Genomic DNA, 25,714 nt, shown 5'->3' on the forward strand with positions numbered 1-25,714 from the left:
CTGTTTTCTGTTTTTCTGCGTATTGTCTCTGAGTCTCCTTCAGCCGGTCATTCTCCCTGAGGGCTGCCATCCGGCTCGGGGACCGGCGCATTGCGGACCTGCACCGCTGCTGCTTCTTTGTACTCGCTCTGTTCCCAGTCCAGAAACTTCTGCCGCAGCTGTTGCTGCCGGTCTTTGCGGACCACCGGTTTTCCGTTTTCCACAAACACCAGTTCTCCGGCCGGATTCCGGCGGAAGTTCAGGTATACAGAAACTCCGTCCTGCTCGCACAGTGCCTCTCCCACGATCCGTTCAGGATCATCAATTCCCGGCTGTGCCTCCAGAAGAATCTGACGGTCCAGATTCAGCTGAGCCTGCAGACTGTCCTGCACAAACTGCAGACCGGCTTCATCCAGATGGACCGGTTCCCGGTTATCCGGGGAAAAGGGTACGTAAATCAGCGGGTCGTTTTCGCTGGAAGCCAGAATGAAGCCGGCGGTTTCTGTCTGACGATGGTATGGAACGTCCCCGATATAGAAAGTGTCCTGCACAGCCTGGTTGTAGGCGGAGATGATCCGCTCGATCTGGCGGTCCGAAACGGGAAACAGCTCCGGCTCTCCGGACTCGTTTTCCTCATAGCGGACAGCAAATACCTGCTCTTCTTCCTGCAGAAGAAGAAACAGTTTCTGGTCCGGCGAGCGGAAGGTGAACAGAATGTCATATGGTCTGTTATCGATGATGATTTGATTGTCCTGCATGAGTTCACTATAGCAGTGGCCTTCTTTTCTGCATAGTTCCATGTTATATATACTTTTGACAGGACAAACCTGTCTTCAGGAAATTGATTGTCATCAGGAGGTGGATCGCATGAATCAAATCTCTGAAGTGATGAAAGATTTTTTGAAAGAGGAAGAGCTTGAAGTGTTCAGCTCCCGGATGCAGGAATTCGATTCCCTGCAGCCTGATGAGGAAGTTCTCGCTGTGATCAACCCGGTAGGTCTGGAAAATCTGTATATTCAGACCTGTTCCTCCGGTGCCATTCTATCCTTCGGCAACTGGAAACAGGAATACGGAACATCGCGGCAGGATCTGAAAGACCTGAAGTCGGATGTGGACAAAATCCTCAACAGCGAGATGTATGTCTGGTCTGTTGTGGCCTCCAACAAGATGATGGTGGGTCTGGTGAGTCATGATGACATCCGCTATCTGGAGAATACAAACCAGATGGGCATGGATTTCATGGCTGCTCCGCAGTTTCTGGAAAGCGTTGCCCGGGAACACGGAAGCCAGGACTTTCTGTTCTGGAACCCGGAGTCCTCGCGGCCGGAACCCAGATATTTTCTCTGCTGAATACCTCAGCTCCCATGGCCGGTGATTCGACACCGGCTTTTTTTCTGCTGCATTCCGCCAGCCGGGGACCAGAATAAAAAAGCAGAATCTCCTTTCGGAATTCTGCAGAATGGAATGCAGAATCAGCGGGACCGGACAAGAGATTCACACAGAGAGGCTGTTTTCTGGGCTGCATTGCTCTGCAGCAGAGCCTGCGCCTGCTCCATCGGCTCCGGATCTGCCAGGACTTCCTCCAGAATCTGCGCCAGGTCCTTTTCCGGGTCCCTGGACCATCGGGCCATGTGATGGGATTCGAAGAATCCGGCGTTGATGGTTTCCACTCCCGGTATGGGATGAACGAGAATCATCGGGATCTGGCTGACACAGGCTTCTGTGGTAGAAAGACCGCCGGGTTTTGTGATCAGCACCTGACATGCCTGAAGATACAGAGGCATCTGATCTGTGGGTCCCAGCGCCCGGATCTGACCGGTTGTGTATTTGGCGTCTATGCGCGCCCGCATGCCGGCATTGGAACCGGCGAGGACCAGAAGCTGTACCTCCGGGTGCCGGTTCAGAACCGGAAGAAGCAGCTGGATCATTCCATCCAGCCCGAATCCCATGGATCCTCCTGAAAGCAGCACATGACGGAGGGAGGGGTCCAGCCCCAGGGCTTTGCAGGCATCAGGACGGCTGCGGCGGTTCTGGAATGCTTCGCTGACAGGAATGCCATAGGGCAGGATTTTCCAGCGGGGCAGACCGGCTGCCTCGAAGCTCTTCATGATGTCCCGGTGGCCCACCACATAACAGTCTGCGGATACCTCCTGAGTGAAGGGAATGGAGGTGTAGTCGGTGGCGATATACACAACAGGGGGCAGCTTCATTCCCTGATTCTGCAGCATGGTCAGCATTTCTCCCGCAAATACATGCGTGGTAATGATGATGTCCGGCTGGCTTTTCTGCAGATAGTCCCTCAGCTTCCGGGCTGATTTTCGCTGAAACAGATATACCGGGGAATGATGCGGAAATCTCTCCTGCAGTTTCGTATACCACTCACCGGCTTTGTATACCACTCCAAACAGACGTGGGACCCGGCGAACGACTTCGATGTACGTGCTGCCGACTTTGTCTGCCACTTCCTGTCCCTGCAGACTGTAAGGATCCAGAAGTATGGCATGGTGGCCTTTCCGGGACAGACAGGCCTGCACGGCTTTTGCCGCAGCATTGTGTCCGCCGCCTGTGGAGCAGGACAGAATCAGTGCTTCCATAACAGATGTACCTCCAGAGGTTCAGTTTCCCTGTACCGCAGGATCATTGTGAGCAGTTCACAGACAGACAGCAAAACGCAGCCTTCCTTCACCAGCGGCGCAAGACTGCCCAGGCAGACTGCAGCCAGAAAAGCGGCAAACACAATCAGTGTCCGGAAGTAGTGGGATTCCACCACCAGAATCACGGAGAAGAACAGAAAGCAGGCAGCCAGAAGCAGCACAGGTTTCCAGAGCGGGATCAGCCCCAGCAGGATGCCGAAGCTGACGGTGATCCCTTTGCCGCCGCGGAAATGCCGGAATACGGGATACAGAGTCCCCAGCAGCGGCGCAGCCATCATCAAAGGCAGCAGGGGATCGTTCATCCAGTCCGGGCAGACCCTGCGCCAGAGCAGCAGCGGTGCAGCTCCCTTGAGCAAATCGCCGCAGAGCGCAAACAGGCCCACGGTAAACCCGCCTCTGGCAAAGGCATTGAACACCCCCGGGTTGCCGTCAGATGTGTCACGGGTGATATCCTGCACCCCGAACAGCCGGGCTGCGACTTGAGAATAAAATATGGAACCTGAGAGATAGCCCAGGATTGCAAAGACTGCGGTCTGATACATGGGACTCCTTTCTGATGCAAAGTGACAGACATTCATGAAGGTCACACTTGTCACCTTATGATACCAGAGTGGCTGATCTGGCAGGACTGATACGATTTCCGGGAATCCGCAAAAACCGGAGAGGACAGAAAAATGCAAAAAAAACAGGAATCGCTCTCGCAATCCCTGTACAGTTTCAAAATGGCGCCTGAAACAAGACTCGAACTTGTGACCTGCCGGTTAACAGCCGGATGCTCTACCGACTGAGCTATTCAGGCATTTCCTCAACTGCTCTATTAGAATACCATCGACCTGGCGGAGTGTCAAATGTATTTCGTTGAAAAAATGAGAAATTCTCGGCATAATTGCCCTGAGGTGAATGTGATGCTCAAAGCGATTGTGACGGATATGGACGGGACACTGCTGGCCCCCGGCGATCATATCCTTCCTGAAACGAAACAGAAACTTCTGGAGCTGGAAAAACAGGGAGTGACTCTGATCCTGGCCTCCGGTCGCAGCTATACCCGTCTTCTTCCCTATGCCAGGGAACTGGAACTGGAGAAATACGGCGGTTATCTCATTGAAGTGGACGGCATATCCCTGTATGACGTGCAGGCCGGGCAGCGGGAGGTGCTCCGGCGCATGGATCCCTCGGAAATCCGGGAAGTCTACACCGATCTGATGCACCTGAACTGCGAAGCCCAGGCATGTTTTGATGATGGCTTCTTCTTCTATTTTGATGAGGACATCCGCCGCCGCAAGGAAGCACTGCGCAAAGAGCGGAACATTCCCGAAGACTTTCCCTGGACAGCCGGACCCTGGGACTGGCTGGCGGACCTGCGGGGCGGCTATCCCAATCAGACATTTGTGACGAGTGCCGATCAGATCACCCGTCCCATCAACAAAATCCAGTTGATGCAGGACGAAGACAGAATCCGGGAAATCTACGCATTCCTGATCCGGAAATACGGCGACCGGTTCGAAATCTTCCGGACCTGCCCCCGGCAGCTGGAAATACTGCCAAAGGGGTACTCCAAAGGTCATACCCTCAAACGCCTGATGGACATGAAAGGCTGGAACCGGGATGAAGTGGCGGCTTTCGGAGACGGAGAGAATGACGTGTCGATGTTCGAAGAAGTGGATGCCAGCTTTGCCATGGGCAATGCCAGAGACTTCATCAAGGAATACGCGAAGTATGAAACGGCCTCCAATGCAGACAACGGCATTGTCAAAGGTCTGGAAAGGCTGGGCTGCTGATGCAGTATCTCCTGCTTCTGGCGGGCTTTGTCCTGCTGATCAAAGGCGCTGACTGGTTTGTGGATGGAGCCGCGGATGCCGCAGCCAGGCTTCGCATTCCGTCAGTGATTGTGGGTCTGACCATTGTCAGCCTGGGAACATCCCTGCCGGAGCTGTCTGTCAGTCTGACCGCTGCCCTGCAGGGCAGCAATGCTCTGGCACTGTCCAATGTCATTGGCAGCAACCTGTTCAATACGCTGGTGGTGGTGGGATGCAGCGCCCTGATTGCGCCCTTTGCCATGAGCCGGGAGACCCGGTACCGTGACACCACCTGGAATCTGGGCATCACGCTGCTGCTGGCTCTGCTGGCTGTGGGACACGTGATTTCCCGTGCAGATGGATGTGTCCTGCTGGCGGCTCTGGTCGTGTATCTGGTGATTCTGGTCCGGTCTGCCATGGCCAGCCGCAAAGCCGGGGCCGGTGATCCTGCCGGCAGCACGCCGGTCTGGAAGATACTCCTGCTGATTGCGGCAGGGGTGATCTGCATTGCATTGGGCGGCGACCTGACTGTGGACGCTGCCAGAGCCATTGCCCTGAGCTGGGGATGGAGCGAAGCGCTGGTGGGTCTGACAATTGTCTCCATCGGCACGTCGCTGCCGGAACTTGTGACCAGTGTCGTAGCTGCCAAAAAAGGCGAATCCGGTCTGTCCATAGGCAATGCACTGGGATCGAACATCATGAACATCGGGTTCATTCTGGGGCTTTCCAGCGCCATTCATCCGGTGGCTGTGGTCCCGGAAAATATGGTAGATATTGTGATCCTGTCAGCGGTGGCTCTGCTGATCGTGATCATGTCCTGGAGATCCGACCGACTGACCCGGCGGCGGGGCTGGCTGTTCATTGGCTTGTACGCCTGCTATTTCATCTATATACTGCTGCGGTAAACCCGGCGGTGATGTTGTGTGCAGCTCCGGTTACCGGAGCTGTTTTTAACAGAGAGATACATGGAAGAAGAACGGAAAGAGAAAAGATCATGAAGGAACAGAAACAGAGTTTTGACCAGGTCCTGGAGCGGCGGGGAAGCAATTCGCTGAAATGGGACAATCTGGCGGATCCGCAGATGATTCCCATGTGGGTGGCAGATATGGATTTTCAGGTCATGCCGGAGATACAGGAAGCGCTGCACAAACGGGCGGAACACGGAATCTTCGGATATGCCGGACCGGATGATTCCTACAGACAGGCGGTCTGCGGCTGGATGCAGCGGCGTCATCAGCTGGAGATTTCACCGGAATCCATTCTCTACAGCAATGGCGTGGTGTCTGCACTGAAAACCGCCATTCAGGCGTTTTCCAGCCCTGGTGATGCGGTGGCGGTGATCACACCGGTGTACTATCCCTTTTACAGAGCCATTGAAAGCAACGGCCGGAAGATCCATCCGTTGTCACTGACACTGAAGGAAGAGGGCTATGTCCTGGAGGACAGTGAACTGGAAAAACTGGACGGAGCCACGCTGCTTCTGTTCTGCAATCCCCACAATCCGGTGGGGAAGGTCTGGACTGAGCAGGAGCAGCAGAAAATCGGGGCTGCCTGCCTCAGATACGGCGTCAAGGTCGTGAGCGATGAAATTCACGGCGATTTCATCCGTCCGGGTATCCGGATGGTGCCTTTCTGGAATGCAGTGCCTGGTTCCCGCGCCTGGTCCATTCTCTGCACGGCACCTTCCAAGACATTCAATCTTGCCGCCCTCTGGACTTCCAACATTCTGATTGATGATCCGGCTATGCGGGAGGCATTCGCGAAAGTCATGGACCGGAACGGTACGGGAAATCCCAACATTTTCGGCATTGATGCCTGCCGGGCTGCCTGCAGCTGCGGGGATCAATGGGTGGATGATCTGAATGAATATATTGACAGCAACTTCCGGTTTATGAAAAACTATCTTTCAGCGGAATTGCCGCAGCTGAAGATGATTGAGCCCCAGGGGACGTATCTGGCCTGGGTGGACTGCAGAAATCTGGGCATGAATGCCCGGGAACTGGAGGCTTTCATGAAGCAGGAGGCGCATCTGCTGCTGGATGAAGGGGAGATCTTCGGAAAGGCAGGTGCCGGCTTTGAGCGCTTCAACATTGCCTGCCCGAGACCGGTGCTGGAACAGGCACTGGATCAGCTGCGTGATGCTGTCCACCGTCTGGAAGGCTGATCCGGATTCCGGCACGGTTTCTGCTGCAGTATACAGTCACATACAGACCCGGTATCCCGGACAGGGGCCGGGCCTGTCGCTTTCTCAGCCAGGATGAGGTGAAACAATGATCAGTAAAAACAGAACAATCCGGAAAATCCTGGTATCGGTATCGGTCCTGGGGCTCCTTTGTGGCTGTCAGCGGGTCAACCGCCGGTATGAACCGCCGGAAAAGCTGCCCCAAGCCAGGACGGAGGAACCGGAGACGGCTCAGCAGCCCGGTGATGACATTCAGATCCTACGGGAAGCTCTGATGGAAATCGTTGAAGAAGCGCCCCGGCTGACGGCGGACGGAACACCAGGATCTGACAATGAATTCATTTCCATTTATTACGAGAACCTGGAAACCGGTGACCGGCTTTCGCTGTATCCCGCCAGGTATTATCCCTGCTCCATGGTCAAGCTGGTCTGCATGGCAGCGGTATATGACGGCATTGAAGAGGGAAAAATCCGGGAAAAGGATGTACAGGATATGCTGGAGGCCATGATCACCATCAGCGACAACACTTCCTACAATGTCCTGGCGCAGATGGCCGGGCAGCAGCGGATCTCGGATATCCTGAAACGGGCAGGGACCCGGGATACCGTGGTGAATCACGGGCTGCTGCCCGGCGACGCGTATTTTGACGGAGATCCGGGTCTTCCGGACAACCGGTCCACAGCCGAGGATATGGGCAAAGTGCTGCGCCTGATTTACGACTGGCCGGATGAGGAAAACCGGGAGAAAATGCTGGATCTGCTGCTTGCCTGTGAAGATGACACGGCACTGCGTCAGGGGCTGCCGGCTCAGGACTCTGTGGCACACAAAAGCGGCTGGGCTGAAGGACTGTACCATGATGGGGCCATTGTCATGGAACCCGGCGGAGGCAGCTACATCCTGGTGATGATGACGGAAAATGCCGGACAGGAGGAATTTGCCAGTGTAAGTCAGGCGGTGACTGCGTACCGGGAGGGAACACTGGCTGTGACGGAGGCCGGATAACGGGTGCAGGTTCAGAGGGAGAGATCCCTCTTTTTTCGTTTCCGGCCATGGTCTGCATCTGACTGTATCCGGCTGCCCGGTTGCCGGGTACAAAAAACCCGCGGACTTGCCGCGGGTTTGCGTCATGGCATCAGAGCCAGTTGAAAATATTGAACAGGCCCTGGAACCTGGGAAAGATGAAGCCGGTGACAGGCACGTCTGTTCCCTGGTTGTCGCCATCTTCCTGATCCTGATCCGGGTTGCTGCCGGGATCCGGCTGTTCCGGGTTGCTGGGGAATTCACAGTAGGTGCCGTTCCAGGTGCCGCCCTGTGCACCGCATTCTTCGGCAGGATCGTTCTGATCGATCGCCTCGCAGGCGGTCCCGTTGAGCTCGTAGCCATCCGGACAGCTGCAGGCACTGCCATCCCAGCTGCCGCCCGATCCGGTACAGGCTGTTGCGGCGCTGTCATCTTCCTGTTTCGTGATGCAGATGCCGGCTTCCTCATCGTAGGTGCCGCCGGCGGCCTCGCAGGCGGTGCGGATATCGTCTTCAGAAGGCTGATAGGTGCTGCCGGAGGAGGAAGTCGTATCTCCACGGTCCACAAACTCTGTTTTGATGTAGCCGCCCTTATAGTCGGAAACGCCGTCCGGGCGGGCTATGGGACTGTAGCCGCCGAACTGTTCCATATAGTCCAGCATGTAGTGGGAGATATGGAATGCGGTGGCCTGATAGAGCTGCTGATCGGTGATGTAGTAGCCCTGCTGCTGGAATTCTTCCGTATAGCCTGACCAGGTGGCGATGGTATACCGGTCGGTATATCCCACAGACCATTCATCACGGACGGCGCCATTGGGAATTCCATACTGCGCACCGTAGACGCCCCAGTCGGAGGTTCCGGATTTTCCGTAGACTGTATAGCTGGATCTCAGGATCTCGTTGAAGTTCTGGTAGCCGCCGGTGACGACTTTTTCCAGCAGACTGGACATCATGAAGGCAGCCTGATCGGAAATCAGCTCCTCTGTGGTGGTGTTTCCGGCGATTTCTTCCTTGTCCGCCCTGCGTACAATGCGTCGCACCCGGTGGGCATTCACCCGGTTTCCGTGGTTGGCGAAAATGGTGTAGGCACTGGCCTGCTGAATGGGACTGGCCCACATGTTGGAACCGCCAATGGCATACTGTGCCACGAACTGCTCCCATACATCCTGGTCATACCCCAGCTTGCGACAGTAGTCCTGCCAGTAGGGCAGACCCTGTGCGGCAATCAGGTCATTCATGGCGGCTGCCGCTGTGGTGTTTTTGGACACACCCAGAGCATCCTGCAGGGACATCAGGCCCTGGTAGCGCCGGTCGGAGTTCTGCAGATTCTGACCGGTGGTGAAGTAATCGTCGGCTTTGTCGTTCACCGTATGAACGGTGGACCAGCCCAGAAGGTCAAAGGTGGGAGCGTATGCCAGCAGCGGCTTCATGGAAGAACCGGGCTGTTTCCGGTCGGTGGAGTTGTCCCGGTCGGTCTGACCCAGGATATACCGCCGTCCGGGTCCCACACACAGGATTTCACCGGTGGCATTGTCAATGACGGAGAATCCCACGTCAAAGATTTCGTTGGGATAAGGAATGCTGGCCACATTGCCCCGGAGAATGTCGTCGCACTGCTTCTGCGCTCCCTGATTCAGGGATGTATAGATGTCCATGGGGATCACAAAGGGATCCTGACCCGTCAGAGTCTGCACCTCGATGATTGCCTGCTGGATATAGGGCATATTGGGATCATTGACGGTCATGTCGGTTTCCTTCAGCGCAAATTCCAGCTTCGAGTTTTTGGCCAGCTCGTACTCTTCTTCTGTGATGTAGCCATGGTCCAGCATCAGTTTCAGCGTCACATTCCGCCGACTGGTGGCACTCTTCAGATAGTCTGTGGTATCCTCAGGCCCGGCGTATTTGTTGCTGATAGGGTTGTAGCTGGCCGGGGAGTTGACAGCGCCGGCCAGAAAAGCGGCTTCTCCCAGATTCAGCTGGGAGACATCCTTGTCAAAATAGTATTCCGCGGCTTTCTGAATGCCCCGAGTGTTGTAGCTGGATCCGAACCAGATCCGGTTGACGTAGTAATCGAAGATGTCTTCCTTGGAAATCGACTGTTCGGCAATGAGCGCCAGATAGATTTCCTGGATTTTCAGCTTGATGGCTTCCAGTTTGGACACCGATCCTTTTTCCGCCTCGATTTTGGCTTCCTGGTTCTTGGTGAAGGCGTTGTCGATCATCTGCATGGTCAGCGTCGAACCGCCCTGTCCCAGAGAACCGGACCGCAGGTTGCTCACAGCTGCCGCCATGAAACGGGGCAGGTCGAATCCGTGGTGATCATAGTACCGGGAGTCCTCGATGGACAGGAAGGCGTCGATCACGGACTGGGGAATCTGTTCATAGCTGACGTCTTCCCGGATTTCGTTTCCGAATTCGTAGATCAGGTTGCCGTCTCCGTCAAACATGCGGGAGTTGGACAGGGTGGACAGGCCTTCCTGAGAAAACCGCATGCCGTCCGGATCGTTGATGACGTTGACCAGAATGAAGAACACCGATATGCAGCCAACCAGAAAGCAGGTCAGAATACCCACGGCGATTTTGTTCCAGACATCGAGTTTCCGCCGCCTGGCGGTTTTTGCAGTTGCCGGTTTCCGGGAACCGGATGTTTCTTTTTCAGGCATTGATGACCTCCTTGTTTCTGTTTTCGTATCCGTTTGAGATGCCGGCCGAAGGCTGGCAGCTTCTGACGATCATGTCTGAAAATACAGCTGATCCACTGCAGCAAGCCAGGCCAGCCGGGGATACAGGCTCTCCTGCAGGAGAACACCGTTCGCGTCGAACCAGGCAGCGGGAATGCTGCTGTGCTGACAGGCTTTCATTTCCCGGATCAGCGCCATGGCATCCACGAGAAATGTTTTCTGCAGTGATGAAAAGCGGATGATGAAAAAACCGATCCCGCCATGCCGGGCCACCTGTTCCAGGTGCCGGATCTGATGAGGATGGACCATGGACAGGGGAAATCCCCGGATGTTTTTGGTTTCCTTGGCTTCGAAATCCAGGTACCGGCCTTTGTAGACCCCGTTGTAGTCCGTTGTGGAGGGTGTCTTGTAATAGGCTTCCGTGATCCTGGCGCGCTGCCGGCTGGGGTAGTCCACTCGGACCACCTGTACCGGGGTAGGTTTTTTGTACACCAGACACTTTCCGTTTTCCCGGTACCAGATATTGGAGTCGTTGATGTCAGTCTCCAGTCCCTGTCCACGGGATGCGGGATTGCCGCCGGGCGTGATGCCGGAAGGGGCGGATCCCTGCGGATATCCAATCTTGTTCATCCAAAATATTATACGGAATTTGGCAGGGTCTTTCCACTTGCCGTCCGGGAATGAAGCACGGATCGGCGATTTGTTGTAAAATCAGAGTGATGCCGGCTTTGTGACAGATCCTGTCTGGATGATTGCGACTCAGAGTTGACGAAGAGACAGGGGACGGGCATAATAAAATGGTTAGAATCGAGGGAGACTGAATGGCGAAAGACACCAATCTGACAGCACAGGAGATCTACGACAAGGAGTTCCATGTGGATCTCAAGGGGTACGCCCCGGGCGAAGTGGATGAATTTCTGGATATGGTCATTGAAGACTACCAGGGATTCGAAGAAAAGATGCAGGAACTCGGCACAGCCCTGGCCCGGTACGAAGACCGGATCAAGGAACTGCAGCAGCAGGTGTTCGCTCTTCAGACCGAGAACCAGAACCTGACGGAAAAGGTGAACGCGGATTTCGTGAACGCCAACAGCGATCAGGTGGATCTGCTCAAGCGGATCGCCAGGCTGGAGCAGGCTGTATTCGGCAAGGATCAGCAGCCCCAGCAGTAACACACGACAAAAACAATGTATGCCGCGAGACGGCTGCTGGCCTTCGGGTCAGAGGAAAGTCCATGCTCGCACTGTCTGAGATGACAGTAGTGATTGTGCCGGGCCAATCAATAAGCCCGGGTGCGCCGCAGGGCGCAACGGCTGTGTTCTTTGCCTAAAGCCTGTGCCATGGCAGAGAACCTGTAAAAGTGCCACAGAGACGAAGCCGTTCCGGAAACGGAACGGGTGGAACGGGTAAACCCCTCAAGCGAGAAACCCAAATTTGGTAGGGGAACTGCCGGACCGGAATTCAACGGGAAGGCGGATGCACCTATGTGCATAGATAAATAGCCGCCGCCGGCTTTGCCGGAACAGAACATGGCTTATGAACGGATATATTGTTTTATGACCTCTTTGCAAAAAGAGGTTTTTGTTTTTCCGGAATGCGGCTCTTCTGGCCTGCCGCGGGTTTTTTCCGGGCTGCTCTGGTATCATGAACCTGCATGATCAAGATATTCAAGACAGGGCAGCATGGCCTCATGGAACAGATCCGGCAGCCGGAAAAAGGGTGCTGGATCAGCGTGGTGGATCCGACCCGGGAAGAACAGAGATGGCTGGAAGAAGACGTGGGTGTGGTGCCGGAGTTTGTCCGCGCATCGCTGGACCCGGAAGAAACTTCCTACATTGACCAGGATGAGGAACGGGAACAGGTTCTGGTGATTGCGGATTACCCTGCCAGAGATCCGGAGGCAGTCAGTGACATCCCGACGTTTGTGACCCAGCCGGTGGGTGTGGTCATGATGAAGGGGTGCATCGTCACCATAGCGGGCGAGGAAAACGAACCTGTCAGCGAACTGGAAAGCGGACGGACCAGGGTGAACACCACCCAGAAAACCCGGCTTCTTCTGCTTCTTCTGCTGGCGATATCCCAGCGGTTTCTGTACTGTCTGCGGCAGATCGACCGACTGTCCAATCAGACAGAAGCCCGGCTGTACAAATCCATGAAAAACCGGGAACTGCTGCATATGCTGCAGCTGGACAAGAGCCTGGTCTATTTCTCTTCCTCCCTGAAAGCGGATGAACTGACCATCAACCGCATCATGCGGGGCAAGCTGATTCCTCACTATACAGAGGACACGGATCTGCTGGAAGACGTGCTGATCGAGTTTCGGCAGGCTGTGGAAATGTGCAGCAACTATTCCGAGCTCAACAGCCGCACCATGGATGGTTTTTCCAATGTCATTTCCAACAACATGAACGACATCATGAAGGAGCTGACGGTGATCACGCTGGTCATGAGCATTCCCAACATGGTGTATGGTTTTTACGGCATGAATGTCACCGGCCTGCCTTTTCCCGTGATGTGGTGTCCGCTGGTGCTGTCCATTGTGCTTTGCATCGCTGTCTGGCTGTATTTCCGCCACTCCAGAACATTCAAGTAATCATCACAGGATCCCGACCGGTATCCTGTCAGCATCGCTCTGTCTGCTGCGGCAGAGTTTTTTTGTACTGGCTTCCGGCGACACCTTCCGGTTCAGACCCTGCCAGGGCTGCAGGCCCATCGACAGAAAAAAGGCCCTGTTTCAGCGAAACAGGACCGTAAAAGGGCGCAGACTGTCAGGCGGCTTTCTTCAGCATGGGCTGCAGGGATTTCATGAGAATGGGGACCAGAACCATGCCCAGGATCAGGGTGGGGATCATGTAGCTGGCCTGATAGGCAATGGATCCGATCCAGTCAACACCCCAGACATAGACACCGCTGAGAGTGCTGAAGAGAAAGCGCAGGGCGTTGGTGATCAGAACCCCGCTGTAAAACCAGCCGAAGTTCGGAAACAGGGAAGCCAGTCCGTAGGCGCCGAAGGCCAGTAGGTAATCCAGCAGGAATCCCATCAGGTCCGGGGTATACATGGGACCGGTGACAAACATGAGCAGCACGGCGAGCAGGCAGATGAACACGCCTTTTTTCCAGCCGAACTGATAGCTGGCCATGAGCAGGGGGATGGTGGAAATGCCCCAGCTGCCGCCGTTGGGCATCTGAAAGAAGGGGATGGCATTGGAGATCACGTCCAGGACCATGAACAGCGTGATGTAGAATGCCATGAGCACGAGCTCGCGGACTTGCAGATTCTTCATAAAAAAAACACCTCCGTATGAGGCGCAGGTTTAACGGCATGGATCAGTGATCGGCCGGAACTCCCTACGCTGGCATGACCCAGTTCAGGTTCGAAGGGACTGTGCCGTGCACATCTCAGCCGGATGGCGCCCCTGTCCAACGGAGTCAGTATAAAACCGCGGTAAAGAATTGTCAAAGAGAGGAGAAAAAAGCCCGGTGGAATACCGGACTTTGATGCAGGCAGGCTGCCTGGGTTTCAGGCGCTGATGAGAATGTATACGATTTCCGGTGTGGCATTGAGCCGGGCATTGACTTTGATGCAGCCGGTGCCGGTGGAGATGTAGTAGGGAAAGCCGATTCTGGTGGTTTCGGAGCGGTTGACGGTTTCGGATCCCGGCCAGCTTCTGTACCCGCCGAGGATGGGATAGGTGATCTGGGTGCCGTGGCTGTTGCCGCCCAGGGCATAGTCGATGCCGGCGGATTCCAGGGCTTCGCTGGCGAAGGGGTCGGTGTAATGGCTCACCAGTACGGTGTACTGATCAGACTGCACGCACTGAAGGGCTGCCTGCCAGTCTTCCTGCGGGGAGATTCCCACCAGGCGGATGCCGGCGGTGGTCCGGTTGCAGATCAGGCGGCTGCTGTTGTCGATGACTTCCACCTGGCTGGCGTTGAAGATCTGCCGGACGAGGTCCAGACGTTCCGGGGATACCAGATCCTGTTCTCCCAGGACGGCGAATTTTCCCAGGGGAGCGGGGATGGAGGAAAGCCACTGAATCATCTGATTCTTCATCTCTTCTGTGACTTCGGCATCGGCATCGAAGAGATCCCCGCCGAATATCAGGACCCGGGGATTCATGTTCTGTATCCGGTCGAAGACTTTCTGTGCCCGTTCGTGGGTTTCATACCGGCCGTATTCCAGATCGGTGAAATATACCAGGGACACATCGTTCATGTCCGCGGGTATGTCCCTGTTTTTCCAGCTCAGGGCTGTGGTGTTCAGGCTGCCGGGGTTGACGTAAATGGCCCGGTACATGGAAAAAGCCATGAACACGGCGATGCAGGTCAGGACTGCCAGTACAGCGATGAGTCGTTTCTGAAGCGTATCCATGTGTTTCATTATAACAAAGAACCCGGAGCAGGCGGAAAAGGAACAGAAAAGGAACCGTTGCCGGTTCCTGACTGTGTGCCGAAGCTGGGGCGGTTTGAATCAGAGCGTGGCTGCTTCCTGCATGGGGCAGGATCATTCACTGTCTGTTTTCTTCTTTCCGACGGTTTTCTGGCTGGCAGCTGTCTGGTTTTCCTGGGGCCGGCGTCTGGGCCGGCGGGGTGCGGTGTGATCCTGGGGCTGCCCGCCCGGTTTGTCGGATTTGTGCAGTTTCCGGTTGTGACCGGTCTGCTGCACCCGGCGTTTTCTGAGTTCGTCCATGGTCTGTCGGGAGTTCAGGATCACCGGAATGACAATGGGGTTCCGCCGGGTTTTCTTGTACAGGAACGGTTCCAGGGTGCTGCGGATGCAGTTCTTGATGTCCGAGAACGTCGTGCGTTCCTTCATCCGTTCGGTGAGGGAGTTGGCGACGATGAATTCCGCTTCCTTGATCAGGGACTGGGAGTCCTTGATGAAGACAAATCCCCGGGAGACGATCACGGGTCTGGCCAGCAGCTTGTTTTCCTTGGAGTCGATGGCGATGATCACCGCCACCAGGCCGTTGTCCGCCAGAATCCGTCTGTCTTTGAGGACTGCGGTGGACAGGCCCGATATATCATTGCCGTCCACATAGATGTCATCTCCCTGGAAGCGCCAGTCGCTGGCGATGACTTTTCTGTCTCTGAGCAGGAGCACGTCGCCGTTGGCGCAGACGAAAATGTTTTCCGGCGGCATCCCGGTTTCAATGGCGGTCTGCCGGTGCTGCATGAGCATTTTGTACTCGCCGTGGATTGGCATGAAGTATTCCGGTTTCACCAGCTGCAGCATGAGTTTTTCCTCTTCCTTGGAGGCGTGGCCTGTGGTGTGCAGGTTGTTCAGGATGGATTTGTTCAGCACGGTGGCCCCGGAGCGGAACAGCTTGTCGACCACGGCGTTGACAGCGGCATCATTGCCGGGAATCGTGCCGGAGGAGAAGACCACGGTGTCACTGGGTTTCAGGTGAATGAACCGGTGGGTGCCCGCGGCGATCCGGCTCAAAGCCGCCAGGGGTTCGCCCTGAGAACCGGTGCAGATGATGCACACCTTGTCATCCGGTGTGCGGGCCAGGTCTTCGTGGGAGAGCATCTGGGAGTCCTTGATCTTGATGGTTCCCATTTTCCGGGCGATGTCCACGACGTTTTCCATGGACCGGCCGAATACGGCGACCTTGCGGCCGGTGGCCAGAGCGGCTTCGATGATCTGTCCCACGCGGTAGACGTTGGAGGCGAAGGTGGCAATGATCATGCGGTGTTTTGCATTGCGCATGATGCCCATGATTTCCCGGGAAACGTCCTTTTCGGAGATGGAAAAATCCTCCACGCCGGCATTGGTGCTGTCCGACATGAGCAATGTGGGCTTCAGCGCGCCGATGTAGGCCATTTTCTGGTAGTCGGCGTTGCGGCCAACGGGGGTGAGATCGAATTTGAAGTCACCGGTGTGGACGATGCTGCCGTTTGGCGTGGTGACCAGCACACCCAGGGAGTCGGGGATGGAATGGATCGTGTCAAAGAATCCCACCGTGAAATGTTTGGTGCGGATGCGGTAGTCCGAATCGATTTCGATGATTTTTGTTTTTTCCAGGCCCTTGTGCTCCGAGAGCTTTTTCTGAATCAGCGCCTTGGCAAACCGCGGTGCGTAGATTGCATCGATGTTCACCTGCTTGAGCAGGAAGGGAATCCCCCCGATGTGGTCTTCATGCCCGTGGGTGATGACCAGGATCTTGCGCTTTTTGTCCTGCCGTATTAAATGATGGTAATCCGGGATGACATAATCGATGCCCAGCAGCTCGTCTCCGGGAAAGAGCACGCCGCAGTCCACGATGCAGATCTCGTTTTCGTGTTCGTAACAGTACATGTTCTTGCCGACTTCTCCCAGTCCGCCCAGGGCGTAGACCAGGGTATCCGTTTTCCGCACGGCATTGTCCTGACGGGCGGGGACATCGGCTTCCATATTATCGTTTTTGTGATTCTTGTTTTCAGCCATTGTGAATCCTTTCTGACATTGCGTTCAGCTCATTATACCACAGGAGACTGCTGCCGCCTTCCGGGGGACCGGGATGTGGCTGCCCGGTACAGAAATACTGCAGGTATGGAAACAGACTGCGGTGGCAGCCGGCCGGGCTGACAGCGAAAAGCCCCGGTCTGTGCCGGGGACATGGATGGCCGGTGAAGGCTGCGGGCGGTTTCAGTAGACCTCTGCTTCGGGATCCTCCTTCATGGGATTGTTTCTGTCTATGCGGTCATAGAAAAGGATGCCGGAAAGATGGTCGATTTCATGCTGCAGGCAGATGGACAGGAACCCTTCTGCAGGAATGACGACGGTTTTGTCCTGCAGAAGGTCATAGGCGCGGACTTTGATCCGGGCATGCCGGAAGGCGTGGCCTTCGTGGTTTTCCGGAACGGACAGGCAGCCCTCTCCGCCTTCCAGATAGCTGTTCTGAACGGATTCGGAAATGATTCTCGGATTTGCCAGGGCAAATTCCAGATTCTTCTCCGGATCATCCGGGTCAGGCACGACCACGGCGATGAGCTTTCTGGGGATTCCCACCTGAATGGCGGCGATGCCCACGGCGGGTTTCAGGTTTTCGGCTTCGGCGATTTCTTCATCCTGGGAGTTTCTGACATATTCCAGCAGTCCTTCCAGCAGCTGGCGGTCTTCCGGCCCCAGTGGAAGTTCAACTTGTGTGCTTTTTTCCCGGATCCGGGGATCGGTATCGGTAATGATCTGTTCTGTGGTTATCTTCATGGAGCTTATTTTACGTCATTTTTTCCCCTGTCTCAATTATGGTATTATGACTTGAGCGTCAAGGGGGGTGGACTGTATGCACAAGGCAGCGGGAAAACAGCGGGATGGGTTCAGCCTGCATCTGTGCAGCGGGTATGACAAAGGACTCATGGCAGCTGTCTGGATCCTGATCATTTTCGGAACCTGCATGATCGCATCCACGGCAGTGGGACAGACAACATCCAATGCGCAGGCCGTGCTCACCACGCTGATCCGGCAGCTGGTGTTCATCACCGCCGGCTATGGAGCCATGTGGCTGGTCAACCGGGTTTTCACCATGCAGCGGTTTTTCAGCTGGCGCTGGCTGATCATCATCGGCTATCTGTGTCTGATGGGGATCTGCTTCGTCTTTCCCGCCGTCAACGGCTCCCACGCCTGGATCAATCTGAAGCTTTTCACCTTGCAGCCTTCCGAATTCGGAAAACCGCTGATGATCCTGCTGGTGGCTTCCTCTGTCTGGGCCATCCGGCGGCATCCCCGCATGAAAGTCGACTATGGTCAGTATTTCCGGCTGCCGCTGCTCTTTCTGCTGGCAGACATCATTCTTCTGACTCTGCAGAAAGACTTCGGCACCCTGACCATCACCGCGGGCATTTATCTGCTGTGCGCTTCCATTCCCGACAACCCAGGAATCCGGAAACGGCAGCGCAGCACGCTGCTGGTGATTTCCCTGATCGTGATCGCTGCGGTGGGGCTCATGTATTCCGGTCTGCTGGCAGACATTGTCAGCCGGATTCCGGGCATGGAGCACATCGCTGTGCGGATCGAGAATACAGTCAACCCCTATACTGATGTATACGGCGCCGGGTATCAGCCCGCCAATGCCCTGTACAGCATCGGCTCTTCCAATTTTCTGGGCCGGGGATTTGGCAATTCTGCCCGGAAATACGGGTATCTGACCCAGGCAGACAACGACTACATCCTGGCTGTGATCATCGAGGAACTGGGTGTGTTCGGGCTGGGGGTGCTGACGCTCTGCTATGCCATGATCGAGTACAAGCTGTTCGGGTATGCCCTGAAAACCCGGGATACCGTCAGCAAGGTGATCCTGGCGGGCACCGGCACGTACATTTTTCTGCATTTTCTGCTGAACGTGGGAGGCGTGTCGGGTCTGATTCCCATGACCGGCATTCCGCTGCTGTTCATCTCCTCCGGGGGATCCAGCCTGCTGGCGGCTTCCATGGCCATTGGCATCTGCCAGCGGGTGATTGCCCGGATACGGCGGCATGAAATGGGCCTGCGGCGGGCGGAAACGGAGTTTTCTGGCATTGTGGCGGACACCGGCAGCATGCAGACTGCAATCTTCACAGAGGAGTCTCTGACCGCCGAAAGAGAAGAACGGCCGCATCACCGGTCTGCGGGGCGCAAACGCAAAAAAGAGAAAAGGAACAGGAAAAGGGCAAGGATATGAAAGCGGTATTCTGCGGTACATTCGACCCGGTGACCCGGGGACATCTGGCACTGATTCAGCGGGCGGCGGGACTGTTCGATCATCTGTGTGTGGTCATTTCCCCCAATTCGGACAAGCACTGTCTGCTTTCTGCGGATCTTCGCCGCCGGCTTCTGGAGGAGTCCGTGGCCCATCTGCCCAATGTCAGCGTGATGGAGTTTGACGGGCTGGCTGTGGATGCAGCCAGGGCGGCAGGCGCCGGGGTGCTGGTGCGGGGACTGCGGTCCGCTGCGGATGCGGATTATGAATGCAACATGGCCGCCATGAACCGGCGCATAGCCCCGGACATCGAAACGCTGGTGCTGTTCTCCGCGCCGGAAGACACCCTGGTTTCCAGCTCCAATGTCCGGGAGCTGCTGAAATACGGTCTGCCGGTGGATGATCTGGTGCCGGCACCGGTGAACCGGTGGCTGCAGGAAAACCGGACAGCAAAGACGCGGCAGACCCATGACATCACTGGCTGCAATGACAAGGAGGAACAGAAATGAAGACATTTACCGACTGGCTGAAAGACCGGGGGTTTGACCCGGTGAACCTGGAACTGTACCGGGAGGCGTGCACCCATTCCTCCTATGCCAACGAGCACCATTGCCCCGACAACGAGCGGCTGGAGTTCATGGGAGACGCGGTGCTGCAGGTCTGGAGCGCCGACAAGCTGTTCCATATGCAGCCGGCGATGCCCGAGGGACGGATGACCACGCTGCGGGCGCAGATTGTCTGCGAATCCACACTGGCCCGGCTCAGCCGCCGCTACGGCTGGAATGAGTTTCTGCTGCTGGGGGTGGGAGAAGAGCGCACCGGCGGCCGGACCCGGAAAAGCCTCATGGCCGATCACTTCGAAGCCTGCCTGGGCGCGCTGTATCTGGACCTGGGCTATCCGGCCGCTGCCAGGCTGCTGGATGAAATCATGCTGCCGGAGTTCACGGCGGAAAAAGGCGAAGATGTGACGGATTACAAAAGCCACCTGCAGGAAGTGGTGCAGGCTGATTCCCGCAAGACGCTGGAGTACCGCCTGCTGTCGGAATCCGGTCCGGCCAACGCGCCCACCTTCACCATGGGCGTGTATCTGGATGACATTCTGATGGGATCAGGTACGGCCGCATCCAAGAAAAAGGCGGAACAGAAAGCCGCCCGGGATGCGTTCGAGAAGATGGCAAGGTAACGGGATGGATCAGGATAACCGCGTACAAGCCCAATCCCGGGGGGACCTCGGATTTCTGACGCTGCTGGCGCCGGAGATCCGGGGTTCTTTCAGCCAGGCGGACTGGGTGAAGGATCCCGTCTGGCATGATCAAAGCCGGAAGCTGGAAATGGTTCTGGCCAATCCCGTTCCGCTGCCCTTTGAAGCCTATGAGTCTCTGCTCACCGCCCTGCGGCTGCGGTTTCACTGCAGCATCGACCTGCGCATTGAAGCTGCCGACAGCAAGGCGGACCTGAGCCTGCTGGACAGCTACATCTCCTGGCTGGTTTCCTCCCGCCGGGATCTGTCCGCCTTTCTGTCTGTTCATCCCTGGTTCTCGGAGGAGACCATCTGGTTTTCCACGCGGGATGAGCAGAAATATGCCCAGATGCTCCATGGAAAAAAAGCCCTGATACAGGCGCTGTCGGACTGCGGATTTGTCTGCGAGCCGGGAATCCGTCTGGAGACGGATGCGCAGCCGGAAGTGGAAACCAACGTGCTGGAAGCGCCGGAACCGGTCCGGGAGCCGGTGCAGGAAAAGAAAAGCTGGAAGCGGGAAGCGGCCAGCGAAATGAAGATCCGGGATCTGCAGGTGGGACTGGACAACGTGCAGATCGAAGGCCACATTTTCGAGATTGAAAACCGGCAGCTGCGCTCCGGCAAGACGCTGCAGATGCTGTATCTGTCCGATTACGAAGAAGCCATTGTCTGCAAGCGGTTTGAAAGCGCCCGCTGTCCGCTGGAAGAGCTGGAATCCGTGAAAAAGGGCATGACCGTCCGGGTCACAGGGCGGGTGGAGTATGACAACTACGCCCATACCGACACCTTCATGATCAGCCGCCTGGAACCGGTGGCTGCCAGAAAACGGGTGGACAAGGCGCCGGCAAAGCGCACGGAATTCCATGCCCATTCCACATTCTCGGAAATGGACGGGGTGTCGGCCGTGGAGGCCTACATTCAGCAGGCCTGGGACTGGGGCATGCCCGGCATTGCCGTGACCGATCACGCTGTGGTGCAGGCTTTCCCGCTGGCGCAGCACAAAGTGACGGCTCTGAAAAAAACGGATCCCGACCGGGATTTCAAGATGATCTACGGCTGCGAAATGAATGTGGTGGATCCGGTCTACCACATTGTCCGTAATCCGGATGACCGGGATCTGGAAAGCGCCGAATATGTGATCTTCGACCTGGAAACCACCGGGCTGAGCAGCCGGGAAGACGCGATCATTGAATTCGGTGCGGTGAAGATGCGGGACCGGGACATCGGGGACCGCCGGCAGATGTTCATCAATCCTCGCCGGCCGATTCCGGCCAGGATCGGTCAGCTGACTCACATCTCCCAGTCGGATGTGGATGCCGCCGATCCCATTGAAACGGTGCTTCCGGATCTGCTGGACTGGATCGGCGATGCGGTGCTGGTGGCACACAATGCCGTGTTTGATGTGGGATTTCTGAATGCAGCCTGCCAGGCCCTGGGCAGGGACAAACTGACCAATCCGGTGATCGACACGCTGCCCCTGGCGCACTCGATCCTGGACATCAAGCGGTACAACCTGGGCAGTGTCTGCCGCCATTACGGCGTGGCCTACGACGGGGAGGGAGCCCACCGGGCAGACTACGATGCCGAGGTGCTCTCCGGCGTGTTCTCCCACATGCTCAATCAGTTTGAGGGAAAAACTCTGCGGCATCTGACCACGCTGGATCAGTCCTCTGCCATGCGCAAGCTGCGGCCGTTCCATACCACGGTCTATGCCCTGAACAAAGAGGGGCTGAAATCACTCTTCGAGCTGATCACGCTTTCCCATACAACGTACCTGTCTCCGGCGGGAGAACCCCGTATCCCCAAAGCGGAACTGGCAAAGAGACGGGAAAACCTGCTGATCGGGTCTGCCTGCCAGAACGGGGAACTTTTCGAACTGGCCCACACCCGCTCCAGGGAAGAGCTGGAAGCGGCGGTGCCTTTCTACGATTTCGTGGAGGTGCAGCCCCTGGCCTGCTACAAAAACCTGGTGGACCGGGGAACCGTGGCGGATGGCGCGCAGCTGCGGACATTTGTGACCTTTCTCATGGAAGCCGCCGAAGCCTGCGGCAAACCGGTGCTGGCCACCGGGGATGCCCACTACATTCATCCCCATGACAAGCGCATCCGGGACATCTACATCAATTCCAAGGCCATCGGCAACAGCCGGCATCCGCTGTACAAATACAACGCCCAGGAACGCCGGATGCTCTCCAACCCGGACCAGCATCTGCGGACCACAGAGGAAATGCTGGAGGATTTCGACTGGCTTCCGGCGCAGAAAGCCGAGGAAATCGTGGTAGTCAATCCGGAAAAGATGCGGCAGAAATTCGACACGATCTATCCGGTCAAAGACCGGCTCTATCCCCCTGACATCGAGGGATCGGACCAGAAGCTCCGGGACATCTGCTTCGAGACAGCCCATCATGTCTATGGACCAGAGCTGCCGGATATCGTGGAAAAACGGCTGGACCGGGAACTGGATGCCATCATTGGCGCGGGATATTACGTGGTCTACTACATTTCTCACCTCCTGGTGAAGAAAAGCAACGAAGACGGGTACCTGGTGGGGTCCCGGGGATCGGTGGGTTCAAGCTTTGTGGCCACCATGTCCAGCATCACCGAGGTGAATCCCCTCATGCCCCACTACATCTGCAAAAACTGCCAGTACTGCGAGTGGATTTCGGATGACAAGGTGAAATCCGGCTTCGATCTGCCGGACAAAGTCTGCCCTCACTGCGGCACTGTCATGCGGGGAGACGGACAGGATATTCCCTTTGAGACGTTTCTGGGGTTCAACGGGGACAAGGTCCCTGATATCGATCTGAACTTCTCCGGCGAATATCAGGCCAGAGCCCATGCCTACACCAAGGAAGTGTTCGGGGATGACCATGTGTTCCGGGCCGGTACCGTGGGCACGGTGCAGGAAAAGACCGCCTATGGCTATGTGAAGGGCTACGAAGAGGAAATGGGTCTGGAAGCCACCCCTTTCAATGAAGCCAAGCGCACGGATCTGGCCAAAGGCTGCGAAGGGGTGAAACGCACCACCGGTCAGCATCCCGGCGGCATTGTGGTGGTGCCTCTGGACATGGATGTCCATGACTTCACTCCGGTGCAGTATCCGGCCAACAACCCGGAAGCGGAGTGGAAGACCACGCACTTCGATTTCCATCAGATCCATGACAACATTCTGAAGTTCGATATCCTGGGTCACGTGGATCCCACCGCCATGAAAATGTTCGAGCGGATGACAGGCATGGACGTGACCACGATTCCCATGAATGACCCGGAGACCATGGCGATTTTCTCCGGAATCGATTCCCTGAACATCGACTCCTCCCGGTATGATCAGAAAACCGGCGCTGCGGGGATCCCGGAATTCGGCACCCCCTTTGTCCGGGGAATTCTGGAACTGACCAGACCCACCACCTTTGCCGAGCTGGTTTCCATATCCGGGCTCTCCCACGGAACGGATGTATGGCTGAACAATGCCAAGGACCTGATTGACAACGGAACCTGCGTTCTGTCGGAGGTCATTGGATGTCGTGACGACATCATGGTGGATCTCATGAACTACGGCCTGCCCCCGAAAGACTCCTTTACGATCATGGAAAGCGTCCGGAAGGGAAAAGGGCTCAAACCGGAGTGGGAAGCACTGATGAAGGAAAACAATGTGCCGGACTGGTTCATTGATTCCTGCAAAAAGATCAAGTACATGTTCCCGAAAGCCCATGCCGTGGCCTACGTGATGAACGCCGTGCGCATTGCCTGGTTCAAGGTGCATATGCCGGTGTATTATTACTGCCAGTTTTTCTCCATCCGCTGCGATGCCTACGACATAGCCGTCATGATGCAGGGAGAAGGCGCCATCCGGGAGAGAATGAACGCCATCCGGGCTATGCGGGACAACAAGACGGAAAAGCCCTCCGACAAGGAACTGGCCATTTACGACACCCTGGAACTGGCGCTGGAAATGACCCTGAGGGGATACCGCTTTTCCCGGATCAGTCTGGACCGGTCCGCGGCGTCTGAGTTCATTCCCGATCCCGATGATGAAAAAGCCATCATTCCGCCTTTTACCGCGGTGGATGGCCTGGGCGCCAGCGTAGGCCGCTCGGTGGTGGCTGCCAGGGAAGACAGAGCGTTCCTCTCCAAGGAAGATGTGCTCCGCCGGACGCAGCTCTCCCGGACGCTGCTGGACAAGCTGGACCAGCTGGGTGCCTGTCAGGGGCTGGATGAAGAGAACCAGATGACGCTGTTTTAGTCATTTGCCGGCTTTTTTGCCGCAGGAAATTCTCAGACCTGCGCTTTACAATCATGAAAATGTAAGATTCAGCTGACGTTTCGGCCGGGAAAAACCGTATCATGAAAGAATGAAACCGGTTGAGCCGGAAACGGAAGGGGGACACAGGATGCTCAGGGCAGTGACAGATGTGGAAGACACCGGCTATGCCGCCTGGCTCCGGGAGGTGGTCAACGAGGCTGCCGGCTTCGCTGTTGTCTCTTTCGTCCAGACCGGACCGGACTGGGTGGATATCCCGGAGGCGGATCTGTTCATCAGCGCCATCTCCCTGAAAGACGGGGAAAAGCTGGAACGACTGAAGCGTCTGCAGAAGGAACGTCCGGAGATGACGCTGGTTGTGGCAGGGCCGGACACGGAAGATGTGCTGGATGCCTGGCAGGTGGACTTCGCAGCCTTTCTGCGGGGAACCCGGAATCCCGGCCGCCTGCAGCAGGTGGTCCTGGAGGTGCAGCAGCGGCTCGATGAAAAGGAAGGCCGCAAGCTGCAGATGACCTGGAAAAACGTGCTTCGGTTCATACCCATGGAGCAGATCATTTCCATTGAAAAGGACCTGCGGAAAACCAACGTCTGTCTGGCGGACGGCGAAGTCTGCACCTCCTACATGCGCATGGACGATGTGCTGGAGCAGCTGGATGAAACGTTCATCCGCATTCACTTCAGCTGCATCATCAACCGGCGCTATATTCAGAAAGTCCGCAGGGACTGCGTGATTCTCCGGGATGGGCGGCATCTGCCTGTGTCCCGGACCTATGCAAAGAACCTGATGCCGCTGATGAAGGACGGCGCGTGATATAATCGGAGACAGGAGCGTGATCGTATGACCCGAGTGAATGTACCCGTTGAAATGAATGAAGACCTGTACGACAAGATGCAGGAACTCTGTGATGAACTGGGGCTGGACATGGATACAGCCATCAGCATTTTTGCCCAGAAGATGGTGAACGAAGAAGGCATGCCCTTTGAAGTTACGGAAAAGGACCTGCCGGCAGACGAGGAAGCCATGCAGCGCGCCAGACGGCTGAAAACTGCAGGCATCATCGGTGCCCTGGCGGCTTTGATCGGCGTGGTGACGGGCATTGTGCTGACCGTCCGCATGTTCAGAAACCGCCGCGGCTGAGTACACAGAGCTGAAAATGAGGAACAGATGTCGCATGTATGGGCATCTGTTTTTTTTGTGTGCCCGGCATGGCACATATCTGGGTGGTGAAAGTCCACTATGG

At 56.3% G+C, this 25,714-nt stretch carries 22 protein-coding genes, 1 tRNA gene, 1 other RNA gene and 1 riboswitch; of the genes, 14 read left to right on the top strand and 10 right to left on the bottom strand.

Features of this window, described 5'->3' with window-relative positions:
* Window positions 1-47: 47 nt before the first annotated feature.
* Window positions 48-737 (bottom strand): DUF1292 domain-containing protein, encoded by a 690-nt coding sequence (locus QZ305_RS01590; RefSeq protein ID WP_294729742.1) that lies wholly within the window; start codon window positions 735-737, stop codon window positions 48-50.
* 109 nt (window positions 738-846) lie between these two features.
* On the opposite strand from QZ305_RS01590, the gene QZ305_RS01595 reads away from it, so the two are divergent.
* Window positions 847-1,329 carry a hypothetical protein gene (locus QZ305_RS01595; protein WP_294729743.1) on the top strand — a complete coding sequence of 161 codons (483 nt, stop codon included), beginning with the start codon at window positions 847-849 and terminating at the stop codon, window positions 1,327-1,329.
* A gap of 122 nt (window positions 1,330-1,451) precedes the next feature.
* Here the strand turns inward: QZ305_RS01595 and QZ305_RS01600 are convergent, their stop codons facing one another.
* The 3 genes from QZ305_RS01600 to QZ305_RS01610 form a co-directional block, all read right to left on the bottom strand.
* On the bottom strand, window positions 1,452-2,573 hold the full coding sequence (locus tag QZ305_RS01600; protein WP_294729744.1) for a glycosyltransferase: 1,122 nt from the start codon (window positions 2,571-2,573) through the stop codon (window positions 1,452-1,454).
* Window positions 2,561-3,175, bottom strand: a complete 615-nt coding sequence (locus tag QZ305_RS01605; protein WP_294729745.1) for a glycerol-3-phosphate acyltransferase — start codon at window positions 3,173-3,175, stop codon at window positions 2,561-2,563. Before QZ305_RS01605 ends, QZ305_RS01600 begins: the two co-directional genes overlap by 13 nt.
* Window positions 3,176-3,356: 181 nt before the next feature.
* Window positions 3,357-3,432: transfer RNA gene (locus QZ305_RS01610), tRNA-Asn, on the bottom strand.
* 106 nt (window positions 3,433-3,538) lie between these two features.
* Here QZ305_RS01610 and QZ305_RS01615 point away from each other — a divergent pair.
* The 4 genes from QZ305_RS01615 to QZ305_RS01630 all read left to right on the top strand — a co-directional run bounded on the left by QZ305_RS01615 (window position 3,539) and on the right by QZ305_RS01630 (window position 7,614).
* Window positions 3,539-4,411: an HAD family hydrolase gene (locus tag QZ305_RS01615; protein WP_294729746.1), complete on the top strand. Its 873-nt coding sequence runs from the start codon at window positions 3,539-3,541 to the stop codon at window positions 4,409-4,411.
* On the top strand, window positions 4,411-5,334 hold the full coding sequence (locus QZ305_RS01620; RefSeq protein ID WP_294729747.1) for a calcium/sodium antiporter: 924 nt from the start codon (window positions 4,411-4,413) through the stop codon (window positions 5,332-5,334). Before QZ305_RS01615 ends, QZ305_RS01620 begins: the two co-directional genes overlap by 1 nt.
* A gap of 89 nt (window positions 5,335-5,423) precedes the next feature.
* Entirely contained in the window at window positions 5,424-6,593 is a 1,170-nt protein-coding gene (locus QZ305_RS01625) for a MalY/PatB family protein (protein ID WP_294729748.1), read from the top strand.
* A gap of 106 nt (window positions 6,594-6,699) precedes the next feature.
* Window positions 6,700-7,614, top strand: coding sequence for a serine hydrolase (locus QZ305_RS01630; RefSeq protein WP_294729749.1), 915 nt, complete (start codon window positions 6,700-6,702; stop codon window positions 7,612-7,614).
* Window positions 7,615-7,744: 130 nt separating this feature from the next.
* Here the strand turns inward: QZ305_RS01630 and QZ305_RS01635 are convergent, their stop codons facing one another.
* Both QZ305_RS01635 and QZ305_RS01640 read right to left on the bottom strand, forming a co-directional pair.
* Complete coding sequence (locus tag QZ305_RS01635) at window positions 7,745-10,294, bottom strand: transglycosylase domain-containing protein (RefSeq protein WP_294729750.1); 2,550 nt, start codon at window positions 10,292-10,294, stop codon at window positions 7,745-7,747.
* 69 nt (window positions 10,295-10,363) lie between these two features.
* Window positions 10,364-10,942: a Holliday junction resolvase RecU gene (locus tag QZ305_RS01640; RefSeq protein ID WP_294729751.1), complete on the bottom strand. Its 579-nt coding sequence runs from the start codon at window positions 10,940-10,942 to the stop codon at window positions 10,364-10,366.
* Between the two features lie 191 nt (window positions 10,943-11,133).
* Between QZ305_RS01640 and QZ305_RS01645 the strand changes: the two genes are divergently transcribed.
* The 3 genes from QZ305_RS01645 to QZ305_RS01655 all read left to right on the top strand — a co-directional run bounded on the left by QZ305_RS01645 (window position 11,134) and on the right by QZ305_RS01655 (window position 12,905).
* Entirely contained in the window at window positions 11,134-11,484 is a 351-nt protein-coding gene (locus QZ305_RS01645) for a DivIVA domain-containing protein (RefSeq protein WP_294729752.1), read from the top strand.
* Window positions 11,485-11,505: 21 nt separating this feature from the next.
* Window positions 11,506-11,854, top strand: an RNA gene (rnpB, locus tag QZ305_RS01650) — RNase P RNA component class B.
* Window positions 11,855-11,966: 112 nt separating this feature from the next.
* A complete protein-coding gene (locus QZ305_RS01655; RefSeq protein WP_294729753.1) occupies window positions 11,967-12,905 on the top strand; it encodes a magnesium transporter CorA family protein in 939 nt (312 codons plus the stop codon).
* Between the two features lie 175 nt (window positions 12,906-13,080).
* On the opposite strand, the gene QZ305_RS01660 is transcribed toward QZ305_RS01655, so the two are convergent.
* From QZ305_RS01660 to def, 4 genes are all read right to left on the bottom strand, one after another.
* Window positions 13,081-13,596 carry an energy-coupled thiamine transporter ThiT gene (locus QZ305_RS01660; protein ID WP_294729754.1) on the bottom strand — a complete coding sequence of 172 codons (516 nt, stop codon included), beginning with the start codon at window positions 13,594-13,596 and terminating at the stop codon, window positions 13,081-13,083.
* A 44-nt stretch (window positions 13,597-13,640) separates the two neighbouring features.
* A riboswitch (TPP riboswitch) is annotated at window positions 13,641-13,740 on the bottom strand.
* A 92-nt stretch (window positions 13,741-13,832) separates the two neighbouring features.
* On the bottom strand, window positions 13,833-14,684 hold the full coding sequence (locus tag QZ305_RS01665) for a hypothetical protein (protein ID WP_294729755.1): 852 nt from the start codon (window positions 14,682-14,684) through the stop codon (window positions 13,833-13,835).
* Window positions 14,685-14,816: 132 nt separating this feature from the next.
* Window positions 14,817-16,709 carry a ribonuclease J gene (locus tag QZ305_RS01670; RefSeq protein ID WP_294729765.1) on the bottom strand — a complete coding sequence of 631 codons (1,893 nt, stop codon included), beginning with the start codon at window positions 16,707-16,709 and terminating at the stop codon, window positions 14,817-14,819.
* 234 nt (window positions 16,710-16,943) lie between these two features.
* Window positions 16,944-17,504, bottom strand: coding sequence for a peptide deformylase (def, locus tag QZ305_RS01675; protein ID WP_294729756.1), 561 nt, complete (start codon window positions 17,502-17,504; stop codon window positions 16,944-16,946).
* A gap of 76 nt (window positions 17,505-17,580) precedes the next feature.
* Between def and QZ305_RS01680 the strand changes: the two genes are divergently transcribed.
* The 6 genes from QZ305_RS01680 to QZ305_RS01705 all read left to right on the top strand — a co-directional run bounded on the left by QZ305_RS01680 (window position 17,581) and on the right by QZ305_RS01705 (window position 25,611).
* Complete coding sequence (locus QZ305_RS01680) at window positions 17,581-18,954, top strand: FtsW/RodA/SpoVE family cell cycle protein (RefSeq protein ID WP_294729757.1); 1,374 nt, start codon at window positions 17,581-17,583, stop codon at window positions 18,952-18,954.
* The gene (coaD, locus tag QZ305_RS01685) at window positions 18,951-19,481 is read left to right on the top strand and encodes a pantetheine-phosphate adenylyltransferase (RefSeq protein WP_294729758.1); all 531 of its coding nucleotides are present in this window, start codon (window positions 18,951-18,953) and stop codon (window positions 19,479-19,481) included. The genes QZ305_RS01680 and coaD overlap by 4 nt, the downstream gene beginning before the upstream one ends.
* Window positions 19,478-20,155, top strand: a complete 678-nt coding sequence (gene rnc, locus QZ305_RS01690; protein WP_294729759.1) for a ribonuclease III — start codon at window positions 19,478-19,480, stop codon at window positions 20,153-20,155. The genes coaD and rnc overlap by 4 nt, the downstream gene beginning before the upstream one ends.
* Before the next feature lie 4 nt (window positions 20,156-20,159).
* A complete protein-coding gene (locus QZ305_RS01695; protein ID WP_294729760.1) occupies window positions 20,160-24,455 on the top strand; it encodes a PolC-type DNA polymerase III in 4,296 nt (1,431 codons plus the stop codon).
* A gap of 109 nt (window positions 24,456-24,564) precedes the next feature.
* Window positions 24,565-25,284, top strand: a complete 720-nt coding sequence (locus QZ305_RS01700; protein WP_294729761.1) for a LytTR family DNA-binding domain-containing protein — start codon at window positions 24,565-24,567, stop codon at window positions 25,282-25,284.
* A 27-nt stretch (window positions 25,285-25,311) separates the two neighbouring features.
* Window positions 25,312-25,611 carry a type II toxin-antitoxin system RelB/DinJ family antitoxin gene (locus QZ305_RS01705; protein ID WP_294729762.1) on the top strand — a complete coding sequence of 100 codons (300 nt, stop codon included), beginning with the start codon at window positions 25,312-25,314 and terminating at the stop codon, window positions 25,609-25,611.
* Window positions 25,612-25,714 lie beyond the last annotated feature (103 nt).

The organism is uncultured Faecalibaculum sp., from assembly GCF_910588395.1.
In the GTDB taxonomy this organism is placed as follows: Bacteria; Bacillota_I; Bacilli_A; order Erysipelotrichales; family Erysipelotrichaceae; genus Faecalibaculum.